This is a genomic window from Leptolyngbya sp. FACHB-711 (assembly GCF_014695615.1).
In the GTDB taxonomy this organism is placed as follows: domain Bacteria; phylum Cyanobacteriota; class Cyanobacteriia; order Elainellales; family Elainellaceae; genus Leptolyngbya_A.
The window spans coordinates 1-22,603 of record NZ_JACJOR010000486.1 but is presented as its reverse complement, the minus strand read 5'-3'; the positions used below and the strand labels follow the sequence as shown (position 1 = coordinate 22,603).

Annotated in this window: 19 protein-coding genes and 1 tRNA gene; 12 read left to right on the top strand and 8 right to left on the bottom strand. The window is 51.2% G+C overall.

From position 1 onward, the window contains the following. Window positions 1-172: 172 nt before the first annotated feature. A complete protein-coding gene (locus H6F80_RS22840) occupies window positions 173-379 on the top strand; it encodes an RH3 domain-containing protein (protein ID WP_190793829.1) in 207 nt (68 codons plus the stop codon). Between the two features lie 84 nt (window positions 380-463). After that, the gene (locus H6F80_RS22835; RefSeq protein ID WP_190793828.1) at window positions 464-2,158 is read left to right on the top strand and encodes a caspase, EACC1-associated type; all 1,695 of its coding nucleotides are present in this window, start codon (window positions 464-466) and stop codon (window positions 2,156-2,158) included. 81 nt (window positions 2,159-2,239) lie between these two features. Here the strand turns inward: H6F80_RS22835 and H6F80_RS22830 are convergent, their stop codons facing one another. Next, window positions 2,240-3,019, bottom strand: coding sequence for a transposase (locus tag H6F80_RS22830; RefSeq protein WP_190793827.1), 780 nt, complete (start codon window positions 3,017-3,019; stop codon window positions 2,240-2,242). Window positions 3,020-3,126: 107 nt separating this feature from the next. Here H6F80_RS22830 and H6F80_RS22825 point away from each other — a divergent pair, with 107 nt between their 5' ends. The 3 genes from H6F80_RS22825 (at window position 3,127) to H6F80_RS22815 (ending at window position 4,101) form a co-directional block, all read left to right on the top strand. After that, window positions 3,127-3,372 (top strand): DUF1902 domain-containing protein, encoded by a 246-nt coding sequence (locus tag H6F80_RS22825; protein WP_190793826.1) that lies wholly within the window; start codon window positions 3,127-3,129, stop codon window positions 3,370-3,372. Then, window positions 3,373-3,570 carry a type II toxin-antitoxin system HicA family toxin gene (locus H6F80_RS22820; protein WP_190793825.1) on the top strand — a complete coding sequence of 66 codons (198 nt, stop codon included), beginning with the start codon at window positions 3,373-3,375 and terminating at the stop codon, window positions 3,568-3,570. It begins immediately after the preceding gene. 108 nt (window positions 3,571-3,678) lie between these two features. Next, window positions 3,679-4,101, top strand: coding sequence for a peptide chain release factor 1 (locus H6F80_RS22815; RefSeq protein WP_190793824.1), 423 nt, complete (start codon window positions 3,679-3,681; stop codon window positions 4,099-4,101). Window positions 4,102-4,278: 177 nt separating this feature from the next. Here H6F80_RS22815 and H6F80_RS22810 read toward each other — a convergent pair whose 3' ends face one another. Continuing rightward, window positions 4,279-6,090 (bottom strand): aspartate kinase, encoded by a 1,812-nt coding sequence (locus tag H6F80_RS22810; RefSeq protein ID WP_190793823.1) that lies wholly within the window; start codon window positions 6,088-6,090, stop codon window positions 4,279-4,281. Window positions 6,091-6,568: 478 nt separating this feature from the next. On the opposite strand from H6F80_RS22810, the gene pheS reads away from it, so the two are divergent. Then, the gene (gene pheS / locus H6F80_RS22805) at window positions 6,569-7,570 is read left to right on the top strand and encodes a phenylalanine--tRNA ligase subunit alpha (RefSeq protein ID WP_190793822.1); all 1,002 of its coding nucleotides are present in this window, start codon (window positions 6,569-6,571) and stop codon (window positions 7,568-7,570) included. A 151-nt stretch (window positions 7,571-7,721) separates the two neighbouring features. Here the strand turns inward: pheS and panB are convergent, their stop codons facing one another. Next, window positions 7,722-8,519, bottom strand: a complete 798-nt coding sequence (panB, locus tag H6F80_RS22800) for a 3-methyl-2-oxobutanoate hydroxymethyltransferase (RefSeq protein ID WP_190793821.1) — start codon at window positions 8,517-8,519, stop codon at window positions 7,722-7,724. A 128-nt stretch (window positions 8,520-8,647) separates the two neighbouring features. Between panB and H6F80_RS22795 the strand changes: the two genes are divergently transcribed. After that, window positions 8,648-9,442 carry a hypothetical protein gene (locus H6F80_RS22795; RefSeq protein WP_190793820.1) on the top strand — a complete coding sequence of 265 codons (795 nt, stop codon included), beginning with the start codon at window positions 8,648-8,650 and terminating at the stop codon, window positions 9,440-9,442. A gap of 88 nt (window positions 9,443-9,530) precedes the next feature. Here H6F80_RS22795 and H6F80_RS22790 read toward each other — a convergent pair whose 3' ends face one another. Continuing rightward, a complete protein-coding gene (locus tag H6F80_RS22790; protein WP_190793819.1) occupies window positions 9,531-9,947 on the bottom strand; it encodes a DUF4359 domain-containing protein in 417 nt (138 codons plus the stop codon). A gap of 72 nt (window positions 9,948-10,019) precedes the next feature. Here H6F80_RS22790 and H6F80_RS22785 point away from each other — a divergent pair. Continuing rightward, window positions 10,020-10,092: transfer RNA gene (locus H6F80_RS22785), tRNA-His, on the top strand. Between the two features lie 250 nt (window positions 10,093-10,342). On the opposite strand, the gene H6F80_RS22780 is transcribed toward H6F80_RS22785, so the two are convergent. After that, complete coding sequence (locus H6F80_RS22780) at window positions 10,343-10,792, bottom strand: DUF1071 domain-containing protein (RefSeq protein WP_190793818.1); 450 nt, start codon at window positions 10,790-10,792, stop codon at window positions 10,343-10,345. Between the two features lie 140 nt (window positions 10,793-10,932). Between H6F80_RS22780 and H6F80_RS22775 the strand changes: the two genes are divergently transcribed. Next, a complete protein-coding gene (locus H6F80_RS22775) occupies window positions 10,933-11,721 on the top strand; it encodes an SDR family oxidoreductase (RefSeq protein ID WP_190793817.1) in 789 nt (262 codons plus the stop codon). A 35-nt stretch (window positions 11,722-11,756) separates the two neighbouring features. Here the strand turns inward: H6F80_RS22775 and H6F80_RS22770 are convergent, their stop codons facing one another. Both H6F80_RS22770 and H6F80_RS22765 read right to left on the bottom strand, forming a co-directional pair. Further along, on the bottom strand, window positions 11,757-13,514 hold the full coding sequence (locus H6F80_RS22770; RefSeq protein ID WP_190793816.1) for a sensor histidine kinase: 1,758 nt from the start codon (window positions 13,512-13,514) through the stop codon (window positions 11,757-11,759). Next, the gene (locus H6F80_RS22765; RefSeq protein ID WP_190793815.1) at window positions 13,502-14,560 is read right to left on the bottom strand and encodes an ABC transporter substrate-binding protein; all 1,059 of its coding nucleotides are present in this window, start codon (window positions 14,558-14,560) and stop codon (window positions 13,502-13,504) included. Before H6F80_RS22765 ends, H6F80_RS22770 begins: the two co-directional genes overlap by 13 nt. A 299-nt stretch (window positions 14,561-14,859) precedes the next feature. Here H6F80_RS22765 and H6F80_RS22760 point away from each other — a divergent pair, with 299 nt between their 5' ends. From H6F80_RS22760 to gltD, 3 genes are all read left to right on the top strand, one after another. Next, window positions 14,860-15,069 (top strand): hypothetical protein, encoded by a 210-nt coding sequence (locus H6F80_RS22760; protein WP_190793814.1) that lies wholly within the window; start codon window positions 14,860-14,862, stop codon window positions 15,067-15,069. Window positions 15,070-15,801: 732 nt separating this feature from the next. Next, complete coding sequence (gene gltB / locus H6F80_RS22755) at window positions 15,802-20,406, top strand: glutamate synthase large subunit (protein ID WP_190793813.1); 4,605 nt, start codon at window positions 15,802-15,804, stop codon at window positions 20,404-20,406. A 3-nt stretch (window positions 20,407-20,409) separates the two neighbouring features. Further along, complete coding sequence (gene gltD / locus H6F80_RS22750) at window positions 20,410-21,894, top strand: glutamate synthase small subunit (RefSeq protein WP_190793812.1); 1,485 nt, start codon at window positions 20,410-20,412, stop codon at window positions 21,892-21,894. Between the two features lie 200 nt (window positions 21,895-22,094). Here gltD and labA read toward each other — a convergent pair. Then, a partial coding sequence (labA, locus tag H6F80_RS22745; RefSeq protein ID WP_190793811.1) for a low amplitude/bright protein LabA occupies window positions 22,095-22,603 on the bottom strand: 509 nt, incomplete at its 5' end.

The window sequence follows — 22,603 nt, the reverse complement described above, 5'->3', positions numbered from 1 at the left end:
TGGATTCTGACTTAGATAAGTTGGTCAAGACGATCGCCACAATTCGGGAAGAGTCAATCAGTGCAGTCGTCGCTGAAGCACTGGAACTATGGTTACAGCAGCCTAAACAGCAGGAAATCATTGAAAAACACAGGCTTGACGAACTGGATTGAGGGAAGGGCGAGAAGAGTAAGTGGCAGCGAGCAAGAGGAAACCAGAAATTCGGGTATTTGTTGAACGAGATTTAGATCGTCTCCTGAAAGTTCTGGCGGGTATTAAAGACACCTCCCTCAGCGGCTTGGTCAATGAAGCGATCGAGTTTTACCTGAATCACAACACTGAGGTACAAAACCTGATCGATCGGTTTAATCTGGAGGATCTGAGCAATTTAGAGGATTAAAGTGATACTCACGTTTTATATCCGGGGGTTAAACGTTCTATATCTGGCGGCTAAAGTAGAAATAAGCGAAACCGACTGGAATTGATGGCGAAGATTGCGCTGCTGATTGGGGTAAGTGAATACGGCAAGGGATTATCTAAATTGCCTGGAACGCAAGGCGATCTGGAAATGATGCGGCGTGTCTTGGAGAATCCTCAAGTGGGCGGATTTGATCAGGTTCAGGTCTTGTCAAATCCCGATCGCACTGAAATGGAATCGGCGATCGAAATGGTGTTGACCGAGAATCGCAGTTCTGAAGACCTGATTCTTATCTACTTTTCTGGGCATGGCGTAAGGGATGACGACGGGACGCTCTATTTTGCGACTCGCATCACTGAAACGAACGCACAGGGACGGATTTGGGTTTCAAAAGCGATTCCTGCTAGTGCGGTGCAAGGTTATATGAGCCGGAGTCGATCGCAGCGGCAGATTTTGATTTTAGATTGTTGCTTTAGCGGAGCCTTTGCCAAAGACATGATGGCACGAAAGGCAGAGGTCGTTGCTGTTGATGTGAAATTGCAGCTTGGCGGGGAAGGACGCGCTGTATTAACTGCCTCAACTGCAACTCAGTTTTCCTATGAGCAGGAGGGAGGAGGCATCTACACCCGCTATCTCGTACAGGGGTTAGAAACGGGAGCCGCCGATCGCGATGGTAATGGACAGATTACCGTTGATGAACTCCACGAATACGCCCGAGAAAAAGTTCGGGAAGCCGCTCCGACGATGCAGCCTGAAATTTATGCCGCGCGAGAAGGCTATAAGATTTTCATTGCCCGTGCCCCACAGGGCGATCCGCGATTGATCTACCGTAAAGAATTGGACGATCGGGCAAAACAAAAGCGGGGCAAACTTTCTCCAATCGATCGACGGGCATTGAACTATCGCAGCGAGGAATTACACATAGCGCCCTCGGAAGCAGAGCAAATTGCCCGAGAAGTGCTACAGCCTTACCAGGAGTTTTGGCGTAAGCTCAACGAGTTTGAACAAGCAGTCAAAGAAACTGTGGAATATGACCCAGGCCTGAGTGCAGACAGTTTGGATGATTTGCGATATTTCCAGCAGGTTTTGAAACTACGCGATGAAGATGTTCTTCCCATTCTCAAGCCCTTTAACCTGACGCTCAATCCTCCATACTTGACCGATTCCCCGACTTCTGCAAATAAACCCGTGCAAGGAGAATCAGCAGGCGCAAAAGCAACCGTCACTGTCGAAAGGAAACCTGAGAGACCAAGCAATCGGGCTACGCCAGAAGATGATCTCAGTTCAGAAAAAGGAATTGACTACACTAAGCTCCGTGACCTGTTGAAAGCGCAAAACTGGTACGCCGCAGACAATGAAACCTACAAGGTAATGATTCAGGCTGTGGGTAGTAAAGAGGGAGATTGGTTCACATCAGAGGAACTGTTGAACTTTCCCTGCACCGATCTCAAAACGATCGACCAACTATGGGTGAAATACAGCGAAGGCAAATTTGGTTTCAGCGTCCAGAAGCAAATTTATGTAGAGTGCGGTGCTAAACTGGACGGCGAATATCCAGGAGCGCAAATCTGGGAGAAGTTTTGCGATCGTGTCGGCTGGCGCAAGGATGGTAAGTGGCTGAACTATCGAGACCTCAACCCTTCTAATTCCTTCCCAAAAGGGATTTTCCCTACATTGGGTGGGGTAGGTAGTATGGGATTAGTATGGAGATTCTCTTCTCTCGCACAGAGACTTGTGAACTGTAGCACAAGCCAGTCCTGAGCTTTTTTTAAGTTTTATTTCTGGTGTTCTTTTCTACATAAAACCCCCCTTTCGGCGATCCGTTACCTGGCACCGTATTGGCTACTCTGTATTTTTCTCTATTAGTGAAGAAGTAATGCTGATAAATTTGGGGTCAAAGCAGTTCGCCAGCACAAATTTCTCAGCCACTTTGCGAATCTCCTCCGCAGGCGCATCCCACTCTTCCCACAGGCTTTTCTGCCCTGGGCTAACTTTGGTCGGTTTTCCTCGCGCTCTCAGCTTTGCCAGCAGCTTACTGCCCCAGTGATTCTTTTTTTCGGGTTTCGGTTTCGGCTTGTATTTCTTGCAAAACTTGCGATAGGCTGCGGCGCAAATCTCCAGCGTTGTCCCCAGTGCCAGAAATGCCGGATGCCATTGGGTGATGCCGTCGTGGGTCAAACGGTCATAGGTTCCGTAGTTGCTGAAATCATAGAAAAAGCCCTGCTGCATATTTGCGGCTTTCGGATTGCCGTGGATATAGCGTAATGTGTTTAACGCCCTGCGTTTGTCGCTGGTTGGAAACCCGGTACTGTGATATCGCTTTTCCCAGAAATGCCCGGTACGGTTCAACATCTGGTTAAAACACATGGCGGTGTACCAGTTCAACCAGTGCATAATCTGAGGCAAATGGTCAGGCTGCTGCGGCTCCAGCAAGTAATGAACGTGGTTGCTCATAATGCAGAGCGCGTAAAGCTTAAAGCCATATTTGTCCTGACACCGTTTAATCGCAAACAGCAGCACTTCTCGACATTCCGATCGCGTCAAACGAAATTCTCGATTATTGCAGCGAGTCGTGATGTGATAGCAGTAGCCCGACCGAAGCTCCCGACGCTGGCGCGGCATACAGAGCAGCTTTCATTCACTGAAGGAACACTGGCAGTATCAGCCATTTCCTACTGAGACGATCGCTGCTCTAAACTGGAGGGGCGATCGCTGGAGTGGAGACGAGTATGGAATCGGCAGTTTACCAAATTAGTGCCTTTTGGGATGCAGATGCAGCCGTATGGGTTGCAACCAGTGATGATGTACCGGGATTAGCAACCGAAGCGGAGACGATCGAAGCATTGAGTCAAAAGTTGAGGGACATCGTTCCTGACTTGCTGATGACCAATCATGTAATTTCCGCAGACTATACAGGTGCGATCGCGATTCAACTCATCAGCCATCGGCAGGAATTGATTGAGGTTGCCTCATAAATGGCTGCATCTCTGACACCTGCGCTCAAGAAAATATTGGTAGAAGCAGGGTGTTTCTTTGAGCGTCAAGGAAAAGGCGATCATGAAATTTGGTATAGCCCGATTAACGATCGACGATTTGTTGTAGATAGTTCAATCAAATCTCGCCACACAGCAAATGCAGTTCTCAAGCAAGCGGGATTACCAAAGGCGTTCTAACATACAGACGTTCAATTGGTATAAACGCACTGGTTTAGCTTCAGGCTAAAATTGAACATTCCAGCTTTCAGGCACAGCCCTTTAACGACAAATTCTCCAATTCTCCTAATGGCAAACCCACTCGATCGCCTCAAACGACTGCCCTGGATGGAGCTATTGCTCAATGCGCTGCTAACGGCACTCTGCGTCACCGTGGCAGAATTTATCCTGGTGATTTTGATGCGGGCATTGACGATCGTGGCTCAGATTGCGATCGTGCTGCTTAATCCGCCGTTAGGAATTCTGACTCAGCTTGCGATCGGGGTTGGGATTGGCGCATTAGCCGTTGTGCTGCTGGAGCGTTTCTTTCCCCAGGTGCGAATCGATACGGGCACGCTCTGGGCGTTGATTCCCTGTCTGATTGTGGCACTGATTGCAAGAACGCTGCTGCCGTCTCCGGTAAGTCTAATTAGCACCAGTCAGATTACCGCAGTGGCAATCCTGCTCGGCGTATTTTTGCGCGGCAGACGCTACTGGCGATACTGGCGGTAACGGGTGATGGGTCAAGGCAAAAAGCCGATAAGGAAGCGATCGAATCAGCGATCGTCCTGATCATGAACTCCCCTGTTTAATGCGTTACGCTGCGCTAACACATCCGACGCGAACCTTCCTGATCTGATATTCCAAGTCCCCCGAATTGGGGGATTTAGGGGGCAGTGCAACACCTTCCTAAGCCGGAACCACAATCCGCTCCGTTCCCGATAGCTCAAATGCCGCGTGAACCGCCTGGAGTGCCCGCACGCCGTCTTCTTCAGACACCACGCAGCTAATTTTGATTTCCGAAGTCGCAATCATCTGGATATTGATTTTCTCTTTTGACAGCGCATCAAACATTTTGGCAGCGACCCCCGGTTTTCCAACCATTCCGGTTCCGACAACGCTGACTTTGGCGATCGATTGATCCACGATCACTTCTCCGCATCCCAGCTCCACAGCAGTAGCATCGAAAATTGCTTTTGCCTCATCTGCGTCTGCCTGCGCCACCGTAAAGGCAATATCGCGAGTGGCAGTGCCATCAATTAAGCGGCATCGCTGCGACTGAATGATCATGTCTACGCTGATGTTGCGATCGGCAAGCAAGGTAAACACCCTGGCTGCCATGCCGGGGCGATCGGGAACATGGCGAATGGCGAGACGGGCTTGCTTCAGATCCAGAGCGGCTCCGCGTACCGGAGGAATGTCACTGTCAGCCTTTCCACCTGGGGCCTTGAGCGGGGAAGTATGAACTTCAAATTCGCGACAGAGGGCGGCAATGGCTCGATCGCAGTCTGCCGCATCGATCGCACAGCTCACTTTTACTTCCGAGGTCGAAATCATCTGGATATTCACGCCTGCCGCTGCCAACGTGCGGAACATTTGCGCCGCCACCCCCGGACGACCAATCATCCCCGCTCCGGCAATGCTGACCTTTGCCATTTGGCGTTCCACCAGGACTTCCGCTTCTCCTGTGGTGGGGTCGCTGTAGTTTCGCAGCACAGGCGCGATCGCTGCCGCCACTGCTTCTGCCCGGTTGAGGGAATTTTTGACGACCGTAAAGGCAATATCGTTGCTGTTGCCTTCGTGAATCGACTGAATGATCAAATCCACGTCCAGGTCTTGCTGGGCAATTTCGCCAAACAGCTTTGCTGCCACGCCAGGGCGATCGGGCACACGCAGCATTGCGATTTTTGCCTGATCCGTATCAAACTCGATCGCATCCACCGCATTGGCAATTTCCAGCCCTTCTAGCGGACGGGGTTGGCGAATCGGAGACATCACACGGGTTCCCGGATCATCTGACCAGCTCGATCGCACCACCAGCATCACGCCATAGTTACGGGCAATTTCAACCGATCGCGGGTGCAGCACTTTCGCCCCCAGGCTGGCAAGCTCCAGCATTTCATCTGAGGTAATTTCGCGCATCAGGTGAGCATCGGGAACCAGTCGTGGATCAGTCGTGAGGATGCCGGGAACGTCTGTATAAATTTCGCAGCAGTCCGCTCGTAAAGCCGCCGCCAGTGCCACAGCAGAGGTATCGGAGCCGCCCCGTCCCAGCGTGGTAATTTCCAGATCTTCTAAACTCGTGATGCCCTGAAATCCTGCCACCACAACCACTTTACCATCCTGCAAATGCCGTTCTAGGCGATCGGTTGCGACGCTGAGAATTCGGGCGCGGGTATGCTCTGCTTCGGTGACAATGCCGACCTGTGTCCCCGTCATCGAAATTGCGGGCTGTCCGGCTTCCTGAAGTGCCATGCTCAGCAGGGCGATCGTCACCTGTTCCCCAGTCGAGAGCAGCATATCCATCTCGCGCCGATTCGGATTGGCAGAAATTTCGTGCGCCAGTTTCACCAAACCATCGGTGGTTTTACCCATCGCAGACACGACAACTACCACACGATGACCACCCTTAACGGTTTGCAGGACTCGCTGAGCCACTGCCTGAATTCGCTCTACCGTTCCAACTGACGTGCCGCCGTACTTCTGAACAATCAGTGCCATAGCTTTTGTGAACTGCCCAACCTGCTGGAGATGAATGAGGTGACCGGGAAATGCAGGGATCTAGCTCCTTTTTATGCGCTGCTAGCCTGTTTCTAACTCACCCGATCGAGGTAAATCGAGATACTTATGATCAGGATCGATCCGATCTAATAAAGGTAGCAGAGTCTTGGTGCGATCGAGCAAATGCTTTGGATTTCCTGACAATTTCCTCGGTGCGCTTAACCAGCTTAACCATATTTAATTTCCCCTCACTTGTCCCTTTTGCCCACTCACCGCATAATGGGGCAGGAGACTTCGCCTTACCCTAGGGAGCGTCGGGCAGGGTGGAGTCTCTCACCTGAAGACTTTGATTGCATCCCCGTTTCGCTACAGCAATCTGGAAAAGCCAGGTCAGCAAGATTCCTAAACCTCGTACACTAGTGAAAGATATCGGCTGTTCAAAAGCCGACGAATTCTATTGACTTTCACGAAAAATCCTATGTCTCAAGCGTCTGGCGATCTGGCAATTCAACTCAGCGATCTGCGACAGGAAGCGCAGCAGGCGATCGCCTCTACCACCAGCCTGGATGACCTCGAACAGCTCCGCATTCGCTATCTGGGCAAAAAGGGCAGTCTTTCCCAGGTACTCGGCGCAATGGGCAAGGTGGATGCGGCGGAACGTCCTCGCATTGGGTCGCTGGCAAACGAAGTCAAGGAAGTCATCCAGGGCGAGCTGGAGCAAAAGAAATCGGGATTGCAAGCGGCGGCGATCGAGGCAAGATTGGCAGCAGAAGCGATCGATGTGACGATGCCGGGAACGTTTCGTCCGCAGGGTCATGCTCACCCGCTCACCAGCACGATCGATCGGGCGTTGGATATCTTTGTGGGCTTGGGCTACACCGTGGCGCAGGGTCCCGAAATGGAAACCGACTACTACAACTTCGAGGCACTGAATACGCCCGCCGACCACCCTGCCCGCGATATGCAGGACACCTTCTACCTGCCGGACGGCAACTTGCTGCGGACGCACACCTCCTCTGTGCAGATTCGCTATATGGAAAATAATGAGCCTCCGATTCGGGTTGCGGCTCCCGGTCGGGTCTATCGTCGGGATACCGTTGATGCGACCCACGCTGCCGTATTCCACCAAATTGAAATTCTGGCGATCGATGAAGGGCTGACCTTTACCGACTTGCGCGGCACAATCAAAATCTTCCTCGAATCGATGTTTGGCGATATCGAAGTGCGGTTCCGCCCCAGCTTCTTCCCCTTCACCGAACCGTCTGCCGAAGTAGACGTGAAATGGCGCGGTCGCTGGCTGGAAGTCCTGGGCTGCGGCATGGTCGATCCGAATGTGCTTAAATCCGTCGGCTATGACCCAGAAATTTACACTGGATTTGCTGCCGGATTTGGCGTCGAGCGTTTCGCGATGGTGCTGCACCAGATTGATGATATTCGCCGCCTGTATGCCAGTGATTTGCGCTTTTTGAGGCAGTTCTAGCTTTTTGAGGCAGTTCTAGAGTAAAGGCAGTTAGGAAGGCAGTCAGGAAGGTGAGAGGGGATAGATCGTTAAAGTACGGGAGTTAGAAAGTACAGGAGTTAGATAGGGCGTTGGAACCACCTTTGGCCTCAATCACGAGCCGCATGATTTCCTATTCTCCTGTCCCCTCATCCCCCACTGTTCCACTCCCTCTCACCTCATCTCCAAACTGCTGCACTGCCTGCCCGATCGCCTCTCTCAAATTTGCATATTTCTTAGCAAAGGGCGGTTGCCATTCACCCATTCCAAGTAAATCAGAGGTCACAAGCACCTGACCATCGCAGTGATCGCCTGCGCCAATGCCGATTGTCGGAATCGTGAGCTTTTCAGTGATTTGGGCGGCTAAGTCTGCGGGGATGTGTTCCAGGATGATCGAAAAGGCTCCGGCTGCCTGGAGGGCGATCGATTCTTCCAGGATGCGGGCAGCGGCTTCGGGGGAAGTGCCCTGCTTGCGAAATCCACCAAGCTGATGGACGGATTGGGGCGTGAGTCCGACATGACCCATCACGGGAATGCCTGCCTGAACCAGCCGTTTCACGGTTTCTGCCATTGCCGGATAGCCGCCTTCGAGCTTGACTGCCTGGACTCCGGCTTCCTTGAGTGCCCGTCCTGCCGATCGCATTGCCTGCACCGCATCTTCCTGATAGCTCAGAAACGGCAGATCAAGCACCAGTAGAGCATTTTTGACCGCTCGACGGACGGCTTTGGCATGGTGCAGAATTTCGTCCAGCGTCAGGGGCACGGTCGTTTCATAGCCCAGGGCGACCATTGCCAGGGAATCGCCCACCAAAATCACATCCACCCCCGACTGATCCAGCACTTGCGCGATCAGATAGTCCCAGGCAGTCAGGACTACAATTTTCCGTCCCTGCTGTTTGTAACGAATGAGCTGCTGTGTGGTGACTGCCATAAATGCTTGACCGACGATAAATGTAATGATTTGTGGGTGAATTAAATTCTCGCTCCCGCGAGGGACAGGATTTCTCCTACCATTTCTTTGAGAGTATCAGGAAGACTTGACACTGTGCGGAGACAGCCATGACCCAGGAGCCAAAATCCCCTTCTAAAGCCGCCACCCTTCAGCGTTTGCTGGGACAATTCAGCGGCATTGCTCAGACAGTGCTGGCAGCAGGCGTGAAGCTCGGTGGCAATTTGCTGCGATCGGCTGGAAAACTTTGGTGGAATACAATTCTGCCCTTTGTGCAAGGGTTGCTCCCGGCTCCCTGGAATCGTCGTTTGTCGAAACCTGTTCTCACCGGAATCACGATCGCCCTACTCACTCTGCTCTTGTGGCTTGCTTCTACGCTGTCTCGCCCTGCGGTTTCTTCGGTTGAGGAGCCTCCGACTTCCAGCCAGGAGCTGCGCGCTCCCGAATCCAGGGCTTCTCGTCCTGAACCTGCCCTCTCGCCCGAAAAGCTGATCCGCCTTCAGGAAAAGCTGGCGCAGGTGACAGAATCCTACGGCGAGGCATTTATCCTATCTGTGCAGCCCGGAGTCCGGCATCATCTAACGTTGACTCTAGGCGATCGTTGGTATAGCCTGCCTGCTGAAACTCAAGACCAGCTGGCCCGCGAACTCTGGGAGCGATCGCGCCAGTTTGACTTTACGCAGCTCGAAATTCTTGATCTAGAAGACCAGCGCATTGCCCGGAGTCCGGTGGTGGGGCAACAAATGCTAATTTTGAAGCGATCGGGGCGTCTGCCTGTGATTGAGCCGCAGTTTTCCGAAGGGGTTGAGCCTTCTCCAGAACTTGCTCCAGCAGACGTTTTAGAACCTGTTCTGGAACCCGCCTTAGAACCCGAAACTCCTTTTTTGGAATCGCCAGACCTGTAGAAGCCTGTAAAAGAAGGTTGGAGCAGTATATTGACTCCTTTGTTCCGTTGTTCAGTTTGGGTAGTAATGCCTTCTTTGCAACCTGCCCTTAACGCTCCTCGGCTTTAATAATGTGAAATCCGTTTAGAATGCCGATCGTCTCAACGTAGTAGGACGGCAATGACCCATCCAGCAGCGACGGCAGCAGCGGATCGAGAGACAGGTTGGTTTGATAGACGCTCCACAGCCCGTAATTCTCGCGACGTGTTCCCTTGGCAACTAGGCTGGCGATCGCGGTCTGATTGTCCTGAATTGCCTGACTGCAAGCACCCGTGAGCAGGCTACCTGCATCGGGGCAAACTTCGGTCTGCAAATATTCGCTGAGTCGCTCGGTCGCGTATTGATCGAACGATGCTGGGCGTGGGTTCGTGATTGCCAGTGCTGCTCCCAGTCCTGCAAAAACAATGCCTGCAATGGTCAGTCTGCGAAAATGTTTCATGCTCGATCGCCCAATTGCTGAACTCAAATTACCTATCTCCCGCTTGATTATGACATCTAGATCAACTGTGAAGCAGGATGCTATAATGACTAACGCATGGCGAGCGTGGCCAAGTGGTTAAGGCAGCGGATTGTGGTTCCGCCACTCGGGGGTTCGAGTCCCCTCGTTCGCCCTCAAAAAGGGATTGCAGCACTCACCATTTGCAATATCTACTAAGCGTTAGAAGGCAAACTGGGTTCTGAGGTTCCACTGTGTGATCTATCCTGCTGTTGCTCTTTCAGCAAAAGACTAAAACAAAGCCCCTAACTGCGACCGAGTTGAGGGGCAAAATTTTGGAGCTATCTCAGCAAAGTCGTCATTTTAGGCAGGATTTTAGGCAAGATTTCAGCCAATCAGTTTGCCTCAGCAGCAGAACAGAGCAATTAATCCTTGTCGTACAGATCTAAGCCCAGCCCAAACTTAGCGGCAGCACGGCGAAACGCCATCGATTCCGCGTTGCTGGAAGGATCGCCATAGCTGCCGCAGTCAAGCAGTTCTTGTCCGGTTGCGGTGCGAACAAAATCACCTTCTTCGGCGTGAATGGTCAGCGAGTAGGTCAGCACAATCCGTTCCCCCATCACCTGAATGTGGGTAATTTCCCCTTCCCAGGCCGGTGCGTAGAAGTCGAGCAGTTTTGCGACGTGATACCAGGGAATATAGTCTAGATAGCTGACTTTCCCAGTTCTGCGGTCTTTTTTCTCAAGCTGTCCGATAAAGCGACGGGGAATGGGTTTTGCTAGGTCAGCCAGGATATCGGCGATCGGACGCCTAAACGTTTTGTGCAGCGATTGCTCGGTTTGTGGCTTGAGAGGGGTTACTTTAGCGTGAGTCATCGTTCAAAATCCTTGAAGTCGAGTCGCTCTTGATGAAATTTGACTAGGTAGAGTCTGACCTTAAGTGGCTTCAAAAGTGGCTTCAGAAATGGCTTCAATATATTGGGCTTGTAGTTCAATTGTACTAAATCTTTCTGGAAATGACCATATTCGAGCAGCAAAAGAATTTTTTAGACAAGGTGGCGATCGTCACTGGTGGAGCACAGGGCATTGGCAAAGCGATCGCGCTGCGGCTGTTGCAGGCAGGAGCACGAGTGATAATTGCTGACCAAGATGCTGAGGCAGGACAAGAGACGATCGAGGAATATCGAGAACTGGGACAGGTGCGGTTTGTGAAAACCGATGTGGCAGATGAAACAGCAGTTCGATCGATGGTGGAGCAAACGATCGCAGAATTTAATCGCCTGGATCTTCTGGTGAACAATGCGGGGATTGCTAATCCAAACAATGAGCCGATCGAACAGCTCACTCTGGAACGCTGGAATCGAATGCTGGGCGTTAACCTGACGGGTGTGTTTCTCTGCACAAAATATGCCGTTCCCTATCTGAGGCGGCAGAGCGGAGCAATTGTCAATATTGCCTCCACGAGAGCAGCGATGTCTGAACCTGATACCGAAGCTTATTCCACTACAAAGGGTGGACTAGTCGCGTTGACCCATGCGCTGGCAAATAGCCTCGGTCCTCAAATTCGCGTGAACTGTATCAGTCCGGGCTGGATTGCGGTCAGTGAATGGCAAAAGCGATCGAAGCGTCGCCTACCAAAACTCAGCGAAGCCGACCATCAGCAGCACCCGGTGGGACGAGTTGGTAAACCCGAAGATATTGCAGCGATGGTGCTTTATCTGGCTTCAGAGGAAGCTGGATTTATTACAGGTGTGAATCTGACGATTGATGGTGGAATGACGCACAAGATGACTTATTTAGGATAGTCTCTGGCATTGCTGCATCACCGTTTTAATCGTGATCATGCTGCCTGCTGCTGCTGCTGCTGCACGGGAATTTCAATCGTGAATTCTGTTCCATTTCCTGGAGTAGAACCACAGCTAATTCTGCCAGCGTGCTTATTTACAATCACTTCATAGGCGATCGCCAAGCCTAATCCCGTTCCTTTTCCGACTCCCTTAGTCGTGAACAAATGATCATAAATTTTTTGCTTCACGTCCTCCGTCATTCCAATTCCATTGTCTTTGATTCGAATGACAACAGATTGTTTATCATCTGTCATGCCAGTTTTAATCGTAATTCGGTTGGGCTTTTCTTTGAGTGATTCAAAGCTGTGTCCCTGATTTGATTCCTCCAGTGCATCGATCGCATTCGCCAGAATGTTCATAAATACCTGATTAAGCTGTCCTGGAAAACAGGAAACTACCGGAATATTGTCATACAGCCGTACAACTTCGATCGCCGGACGTTCCTCGTTTGCTTTGAGGCGGTATTTGAGAATCAGGATTGTGCTGTCAATGCCTTCATGCAAATTGAACTCTACCGGATGGTCTGTGTCGGCTCTTGAGAATGCTCTCAGGCTGGTGCTGATATCGCGTATCCGTTCCGTTGCACCTTTCATCGAGTTAATGAGTTTGGGTAAGTCTTTGACCAGGAATTCCAGATCGATCGTTTCTGCATGGTCTTGAATCGTGGAGACCGGATCAGGATATGCCTGCTGGTACTGATGCAAATGGCTCAGCAAATCCTCAACATATTCCGTTGTGTTACCGAGGCTGCCTTTTAGGAATCCGATCGGATTGTTGATTTCGTGAGCAACGCCAGCCACAAGATTTCCAAGTGCAGACATCTTCTCACTCTGAATCAGCTGCATCTGTGCGTGCTGAAAATCCTGAATAGCTTGTTCTAAATCCTGTGCCTGCTGTCGAAGCCGTGCCTCTGACTGAAGTAAAGCTGCTTCTGCCTGTTTGCGCTGTGTGACTTCCTGCTCAAGCTGCTGATATGCTTCGACTCGCATTGCCGCCGCCTGAATTGTCTGGGCAAGAAACTGAATTTCGTTATCCGGCAATTCCGATGGCATCACAAAACGATCGATACTTTGACTTTCTGTAATCGCTTTGTTCAAACGCTGAATTGGACGCAGGATTGTCTGCTGGACTAGCATCGTCATGAGTACCAGAATCACTAACATTCCAACCAGCAGCGTCAGCGTTGAAGCCGAGAAAGTTTGCCAGGTCTGCTGCTGCAATTTTTCGACATCAAGAATCGCAACCACCAATCCGCGTTGGTCTGCTTGACCAAACAGGCTGCTGCTAAAGGGCAAAATTTCTACCAGTGCCGCTTTGCCGTCCACCGTCGTTCTAGAGCTTGTGTCTGAACCTGTGCGAGACGCTTGCTGCAAATCCTGCGCCAGTTCTGGATAAATCGAGGCATAGGGCAGACTTTGTGATACTGTGCCGCTACGAGCGAGAGTTTGCCCATCAGGACTGACGATCGCCACTTCAACCACGGTGGGGAGCGTGGCATAGTTTTGAACAATGCGCTTGATGATGCTGGTATTGCCCAGTTCGAGCAAACCTTCGGTGGAAAACCCGACTCCCTGCGTAATCGATTGGGCACGCTGCTGAAGCTCCTGCTCCAGTTTCACTTGGATCAGGAAGTAGTTTAATCCTAAGGTAGTTAAGCCAACGGTCACCAAGGAAAGACCAAATCCGGCAAGTAGTTGACGAGATAAAGAATGATTTCCAAATCGAGAGGGATATTTCTTCATGGCTTCCATGCTTTCATTGCCTCACTGACCAGTGCTCCACCGATTTCCACATCTTGTCGAATCGTGCGACCATGACGGCGATCGGTCTGCAATAGCTGAACAATTTCGGCTTGTGCAGCCTTGAGGCGACCATTTGCCTGAAACATGCGTTGGTTTAAAGCGATGTCTCCTTTTTCTAGTCCTGCATAGTCACTCGCAAAAGCTTCACCGCTTTGTCCAAGTTTTTGCCCAACGGTGTCAAATACCTGAGTCGGCTTTGTTTCGACGGCGTGCATAATGTCAAACCATGCCAGCATGAACTGCTTTAATTCTGCTTTTTTGGCATTCATCATGCTGTCACTAGACATCAATATGTCTATGACTAAGCTATCAACCTGTTTAGTAGTATGAATGACGTTGCCCTTGATCTTTGCAGCCGTTTCACTTAGCATTGGCTCCCACAAGACAGCAGCATCGATCGCTCCAGATGCAACTTGCTCCGCTGCGACCTCATTAGAATAATCGAGAATTTCGACTTCGCTGGGTTGAACTTGATGCGCTTTCAGTGCCTCTAATAAAATCAAATGATTGACGGTTCCTAGCTTTGCACCGACTCGCTTGCCGCGCAGGTCTTCAACTGCTTGAATACCCGATGTGGCAACCATTCCATCCGCCCCCGCAGAAATATTAGCCGTCATTAACACCACAGGTTTGGCATTGCCTGGATCAACCTGCATCACATCCCAGAAAGAAGTAAATGCGGCATCCAGGCTACCTCGCATTGCTGCCCGGCTAGCATCCTGGTTACTTTCAAATCGCACCAGTTCAACGTCCAGTCCTCGCTGCTTGAAAATCTCCGATGGCTCACCATAGAGTGCAACATCAAAACCAACCCAATTGGGAATTCCTACTCGCAATGGCTGGAGCGACTGATTAAACCCGATACTACAGGCATTGATCAACAGTGCGAGGGAAAGGGCGATCGCAAACAAACTGAAAAAGGCAGGCTGAATCCTGGGTCGCAGATTTTGCTTCCATTGCATCCCCAAACAAGCAGCGATCGGCGCAATTCTCATGAATTCCCTCACTAAGTCTTAGGAGTAAGGTTCAACATTCAGCATTCCCAAGGACTGAGAAGGCGTAACAAGAATTTTTAGGGAATAATAAAAAGAATCTTTTAGTTCCCTTGTGTCCGATCGCCCTAAATTTCAACTGGATTGGTTACAAATAAAATTGGCAAAATTTGAACTCTTGTAAAGAACCAGCACAATCTGTAAAACAAACGAATCAAATTAAAGAAATTCTGGGGATGATAAACGAATTATAGATAGCTCCAGCCTCACTCCGGTTTGGGCTTACTACGAGGAAAGACATTATGCAGATTTCGCTTCAAACTGCCTACAAAAATCTCTGCTTGCTGGATCAGGTAGATATTGCAACAAGCGCATCCTATCGGCAGTTGGCTCAAGACATTCTTGCTGATCCCTCGATTAGTCTGGAATGGCGACAAGCCATTAGCGATCGTTTGAATCGTGCTAATTATTTGCTGACTCTGGTTACAGTGAGCGGCGACGATAGCTATTAAAAGAAAAAGCTGATTGGCAGCAATTGGCAGGAAAAGGACTGTGTAGCAGTCATACTGTAGCAGTCACAAGGAGCTTTAAAACTGGGTTGTAAGGGAAATCCCTCTTGCAGCCCCTTTGTTTTTAGGCTTATTGCTCAACGCAGCTCAAAGCGTTTTTTCTTCTGGACGAGCGCAATTTGTCAGGCTCTGTTGGCAAGGTTAAGGAAAACCAAAAAAGATAATTTTGATACCATTTGCCGTCAGTAAATTCAGTGATTGGGAATCAATAGTTTACGCCGAAATAAAACTTTCTCTACAAGTAAACACCCCTCACCATTGATTGATCTGGGGTTAACCCGTGGCTGACCTACTAATTGGCTAATTTGAAAGTCTTTTATAAAGTTGTGTTTCGTGTTGCCGTTAAGAACAGCGAGTAGCAATGCTATGATAAAAAACGCTTTTGCCTGAAGCATTGCGTAAAACACCCCCTGAAAATTCTAAATTTGTTAGTTTTTAATGCTCCAAATGAATGCTTCAAATGATTGAGTCAATGAAAGTTCTCGAATTGTTACGAATGCTGCTAAATGACACCCAGTTGAGAATGCAGATCTGACAATTTCCTTAAGACCTGTGATGCGATCGCATAACTTATTAGAGAATCTCTCAATTAGCTCTCGAAGCGTCGCTTTTGAAACGAGATAGAAAAACACCGGTTTTTGCCCCCACTTCCTGCCACTTGTAAGGCATTTATCAATGAACAGTAATCAACTGCCACCGAAACAAGGTCTCTACGATCCACAATTTGAACACGACGCCTGCGGTGTTGGCTTCATCGTTCACATGAAAGGGCAAGCCTCCCACGACATTGTCGAGCAGGCACTCACCATTCTGCTGAACATCGACCACCGGGGTGCCTGCGGAGCCGAAACCAACACGGGCGATGGAGCCGGAATTTTGCTCCAGATTCCGCACCAGTTTCTGAAGAAAGTCGCGGCTACCGAAAACATCGCGCTTCCAGAGGCAGGTCGGTATGGGGTGGGGATGATCTACGGTTCCCCTGACCCTATCCGGCGGGAAGAAGGTCGCCGAGTGTTTGAGCAGATTGTGGCAGAAGAAGGGCAGAAGGTTCTGGGCTGGCGCGATGTGCCAACAGATAACGCGTCGCTGGGCAATTCGGCAAAAGCGAGCGAGCCGTTTATGCAGCAGGTATTCATCCAGCGAAATCCAGACCTGAAAGACGATCTGGCGTTTGAACGGAAGCTCTACGTGATTCGCAAACGATCGCACAGTGCCATTCGATCGCCCCAAATTGATTCTGCTTGGTATCCCTCTAGTTTGTCGTGCCGCACGATCGTCTATAAGGGAATGCTAATGCCCGTTCAGGTGGGGCAATACTATTCCGACCTGCATGATCCCGATCTGAAAAGTGCGCTGGCGTTGGTACACTCGCGCTTCAGTACCAACACATTTCCAAGCTGGGAGCGATCGCACCCTTATCGCTACATTGCCCACAACGGGGAAATCAATACGCTGCGCGGCAACATCAACTGGATGCACGCCCGTCAGTCTCTGTTTGAATCAGAGGCATTTGGGGAAGACATTCACAAAATTCGCCCGGTGATCAACATTGACGGCAGCGATTCGCTGATTTTCGACAACGCGCTGGAACTGCTGGTGCTGGCGGGACGATCGCTCCCCCACGCCATGATGATGATGATCCCGGAACCGTGGACAGCGCATGAGTCGATGAGTGATGAGAAAAAGGCGTTTTACGAATACCATTCCTGCCTGATGGAACCGTGGGATGGTCCTGCCTCGATCGCCTTTACGGATGGCACCATGATGGGGGCAGTGCTCGATCGAAATGGGCTACGTCCTTCTCGCTATTACGTCACGCACGATGATCTGGTGATTATGGCATCGGAGGCGGGTGTATTGCCGATCGAGCCAGAGCGGGTGAAACAAAAGGGAAGACTGCAACCGGGACGGATGTTCCTGGTGAATATGCAGGAAGGGCGAATTGTTGCTGATGAGGAAATTAAACAGCAGATTGCGACGGAGAATCCCTATCGAGAATGGCTGGATCAATATCTGGTGGATTTAGCACAGTTGCCGGAAGTGAATCTTGCCGATCCGGTTCTGGCAGCGAATCCTGACCTGACGACCGTAATGCAGCAACAGATCGCCTTCGGATACACCTTTGAGGAAGTGCGCTTACTGTTAACTCCGATGGCGCGAGATGGCGTAGAAGCCGTGGGATCAATGGGATCAGATACGCCGCTCGCTGTGCTGTCCGATCGCCCTAAGCTGCTCTACGACTATTTCCAGCAGCTATTCGCGCAGGTGACGAACCCGCCGATCGACTCGATTCGCGAAGAGATTATTACGTCTGCGGATACGACGATCGGATCGGAGCGCAATTTGCTGGAGCCAGTGCCGGAAAGCTGTCATTTAATCAAACTGAAAACGCCGATTCTTAGCAATGAAGACTTGGCGAAACTCAAGGGATTGAACGCGGACGGCTTTAAGTCGGTGATGATTCCGTCACTGTTTGATCCAAAGAACGGTGTACAGGGATTAGAACAGGCGATCGAATCTATCTGTGAACAGGCAGATCAAGCGATTGCGAATGGCGTAAATATCTTAATCCTGAGCGATCGGGGAGTGAATGCAAAGCAGGCTTCCATTCCTGCCCTGCTGGCAGTTGCCGGACTGCATCACCATCTGATCCGCCAGGGAACCCGGACGCGAGTGGGAATTGTCCTGGAGTCGGGCGAACCGCGCGAAGTGCATCACTATGCGACGCTGATTGGCTACGGCTGCGGCGGAATTAATCCCTATCTGGCGTTTGAGACGATCGCAAACATGATTGATCAGGGCTTGCTGGTGGGCGTAGACTACAAAACCGCCTGTAAGAACTACATCAAAGCCGCAACAAAAGGCGTGGTCAAAGTGGCTTCCAAAATTGGAATCTCGACGCTGCAAAGCTACCGGGGCGCGCAAATCTTTGAGGCGATCGGCTTGAATCAGACTGTGATCGATCGCTACTTTACCTGGACGGCTTCTCGCATTGAAGGGGCTGATCTAGAGGTCATTGCCAAAGAAGCAGTATCGCGTCATAGTCATGCGTTTCCCGAACGGGAAGTCAACGGTCACACGCTGGATGTGGGCGGCGAGTACCAGTGGCGGAAAGAGGGCGAGGCACACCTGTTTAGCCCAGAAACGATTCACGCATTACAAAAATCGGTTCGCACGGGCAGCTACGACCAGTACAAAACCTACGCCCGACTGGTGAACGAGCAAAACCAGAAGCATTTCACGCTGCGTGGTCTGCTCGACTTTAAACCCCGCCAAGCGATCCCGATCGAAGAAGTGGAACCGATCGAATCAATCATGACTCGCTTCAAAACGGGAGCAATGAGCTACGGCTCGATCTCCAAAGAAGCCCATGAGGCGTTAGCGATCGCGATGAACCGGATCGGCGGTAAATCGAATACGGGGGAGGGCGGCGAAGATCCCGAAAGATATACCTGGACGAACGATCGCGGCGATTCAAAAAATAGCGCGATCAAGCAGGTTGCCTCAGGACGATTTGGCGTGACAAGTCTCTATCTCTCGCAGGCGAAAGAGATCCAAATCAAGATGGCACAGGGGGCAAAACCCGGTGAAGGTGGACAGTTGCCCGGTCGCAAAGTCTATCCCTGGATCGCCAAAGTGCGTCACTCGACTCCGGGCGTAGGTTTAATTTCGCCGCCGCCGCACCACGACATTTATTCGATCGAAGACTTGGCGGAACTGATTCACGATCTGAAGAACGCCAATCGCAATGCCCGGATCAGCGTCAAGCTGGTGTCTGAAGTGGGAGTCGGGACGATCGCTGCCGGAGTTTCCAAAGCTCATGCCGATGTCGTGCTGATTTCTGGATTTGATGGCGGCACGGGAGCCTCGCCCCAAACTTCGATCAAACACGCCGGGTTGCCGTGGGAATTGGGACTTGCAGAAACGCATCAAACGCTGGTGCTGAACAATCTGCGATCGCGCATCGTGGTCGAAACCGACGGACAAATGAAGACCGGACGCGATGTGGTGATTGCGGCTCTGCTGGGCGCAGAAGAGTTTGGCTTTGCCACGGCTCCCCTGGTGACGCTCGGCTGCATCATGATGCGGGTTTGCCACTTGAACACCTGTCCGGTAGGCGTGGCGACCCAAGATCCGCAGCTGCGGAAAAACTTTGTGGGCGATCCTGAACATACGGTGAACTTCATGAAGTTTATCGCGCAGGAAACTCGCGAACTGATGGCAGAACTCGGCTTCCGCACGCTAGACGAGATGGTCGGACGAACGGAGGTACTGGAAGCGAAGCAGGCGATCGATCACTGGAAAGCGAAAGGTTTAGATATTTCCAAGATTCTGTATCAGCCAGAAGCTGGTGATGAAATTGGGAGATATTGTCAGATCGCTCAGGATCATGGTCTGGAGAAATCTCTGGATATGACGGTGCTGCTAGATCTCTGTAAAGGGGCGATCGAAAATGGTGAACCCGTCAAAGCCACCTTGCCGATTAAGAATATCAACCGCGCAGTTGGCACGATTCTCGGCAACGAAATCACCAAACGTCACTGGCAGGGATTACCGGAAGATACCGTTCATTTACACTTCCAGGGAAGTGCCGGACAAAGCTTTGGGGCATTTGTGCCAAAAGGGGTGACGCTGGAACTGGAAGGCGATGCGAATGATTACTTTGGGAAAGGGTTGAGCGGCGGCAAGATTATCCTGTATCCGCCCAGGAACTCGACCTTTGTGGCAGAAGAAAACATCATCGTCGGTAACGTTGCCCTGTATGGTGCGACTTCTGGCGAAATGTACATTCGCGGTATTGCCGGAGAACGCTTTTGCGTCCGTAACTCTGGGGTCACTGCCGTGGTGGAAGCGGTGGGCGACCACGGCTGCGAATATATGACGGGCGGTAAAGTCGTGGTTCTGGGAACAACGGGACGCAACTTTGCAGCAGGGATGAGCGGCGGCGTTGCCTACATCCTCAACGAGTCCGGTGATTTTGCCAATCGCTGCAACAACCAAATGGTCGATCTCGAAACTCTGAACGACCCCGAAGAAATTGCCGAACTGCGGCAGATCATTCAAAACCACGCTGCCTATACCGGAAGCGAAAAAGCCAAACAGGTGCTTGAACACTGGGAGGCGATACTGCCCAAATTTGTCAAAGTCATGCCCAGAGACTACAAGCGCGTATTGCAGGCAATTAAGAATGCGATCTCTGCCGGACTCAGTGGGGATGATGCTCTGACCGCTGCCTTTGAAGAAAATGCTCGTGATGTTGCCCGAATTGGAGGAAGTTGAGACATGGGAAAACCAACTGGCTTTATTGAATATCTGCGCGAATTGCCTTCAGAACTGGAACCTCTAAACCGGATTCGGAACTGGGATGAGTTCCACCTGCCCATGCCGGAAGACCGACTCCGCACGCAAGGGGCACGCTGCATGGACTGCGGCACGCCTTTCTGCCATACCGGAACCATGATTAGCGGCATGGCGAGCGGTTGCCCGATTAATAACCTGATTCCCGAATGGAATGATCTGGTGTATCGCGGTTTGTGGCAGGAAGCCCTCGATCGTCTGCACAAAACCAACAACTTCCCCGAATTTACCGGGCGCGTCTGTCCTGCTCCCTGCGAAGGTTCCTGCGTCCTGGGTATTCATAACCCTCCGGTGACGATCAAGAACATTGAATACTCGATCGTCGAAAAAGGCTGGGAGAATGGCTGGATTACCGCAGATCCCCCCCCGAAACGGACGGGCAAAAATGTCGCGATTATCGGATCAGGTCCGGCTGGACTGGCGGCTGCCGCGCAGCTCAACCGGGCGGGTCACTGGATTACGGTTTATGAAAGAGCCGATCGTCCCGGTGGACTGCTGATGTACGGCATCCCCAACATGAAGCTGGACAAAGAACAGGTCGTGCTGCGCCGCCTGGGAATCCTGGAGCAGGAAGGCGTGAAGTTTATCTGCAATACGGAAGTTGGAAAAGACATCCCTGCGGAAACGCTGCTGAAGGAATACGATGCGGTGGTTCTTTGCACGGGCGCAACCAAGCCGCGTGATTTGCCGATCGAAGGTCGTCCGCTCAAGGGGATTCACTTCGCAATGGAATTCCTGACGGACAACACCAAAGCGGTGCTCGATCGCCAGCCCGGAGACTCGTTCATCTCAGCGGCAGGCAAAGACGTGGTGATCATCGGCGGCGGAGACACCGGAACCGACTGTGTCGGCACTTCGATTCGGCACGGCTGCACCCAGGTCGTCCAGCTCGAAATCATGCCCAAACCGCCCTCTGAGCGAGCAGCAGACAACCCTTGGCCCGAATGGCCCAAAGTCTACAAAATGGACTACGGACAGGAAGAAGCCGCCGCACTGTATGGTCACGATCCTCGCGCTTACCTGACAACTGCGACCCACTTTGAAGGTGATGCCGATGGCAATGTCAAAGCTGTTCATGTGGTTGATGTGCAGTGGGAGCGGAACGAGAAAGGGCAATTCATCCCGAAACAGATTCCCGGTACAGAGCAGGTCATTCCTGCTCAGCTTGTCCTGCTGGCAATGGGATTTCTCGGACCCGAACAGCCCCTCCTCGATGCCCTCGGACTCGATCGCGATCCACGCAGCAATGTGAAAGCGGAGTATGGCTCCTATGCCACTAGCATTCCGGGCGTGTTTGCCGCAGGCGACTGTCGGCGGGGTCAAAGTCTCGTGGTCTGGGCAATGAATGAAGGGCGAGGGGTTGCCCGCGAGTGCGATCGATATCTGATGGGAGCCACAGATTTACCCTAAGGCAACGTCTTTGAGATGTCCTGAATTGCACATCCTCTCCCATTTCAAGGAGTGCTGTTCTAAAAGAGCGAGGGGGGACTTTGAGTATCGGAAGGATGCTCAGTTCCCCTCAGAATTGACCCGTTCGGAGGGTGATCTGGGTTGCAATCGCGGCCCTTAAAACACCCTCTGAAATCAAGCCGATTAGACTGTTAATTAGACTAATTATCAGATTTTTCAATATGAGAACGAATATCGTTTAAATCAATATAGCGATCGGTGGCATTTCGCAGTTCTCGTGCAATCATGCCTTCGGTTGAAACGACTGTAATGTGGGTATTTTTAGCACGCAGAAGTTCGATCGCCCGCTCAAAATCTCCGTCTCCGCTAAACAAAATCACCTGATCATACTGATCGACGGTGCTAAACATATCAACGACAATTTCAATGTCCAGATTTGCTTTTTGAGAGATGCGACCCGAACTATCGTCGTAGTACTCTTTCAAAATTTTGGTGCGAACGGTGTAGCCCAAACTGATTAGCGCGTCGCGAAAGCCTCGCTGATCCTGCGGGTCTTTAAGTCCGGTGTACCAGAAGGCATTCACCAGCTTGACATCAGTAATAGTACGGGTAAAGTATTCCAGCACCCGTCTTGGATCAAAGAACCACCCATTCTTTTGTTGAGCATAAAACATATTGTTGCCGTCTACAAAAATCGAAAGACGGTTCA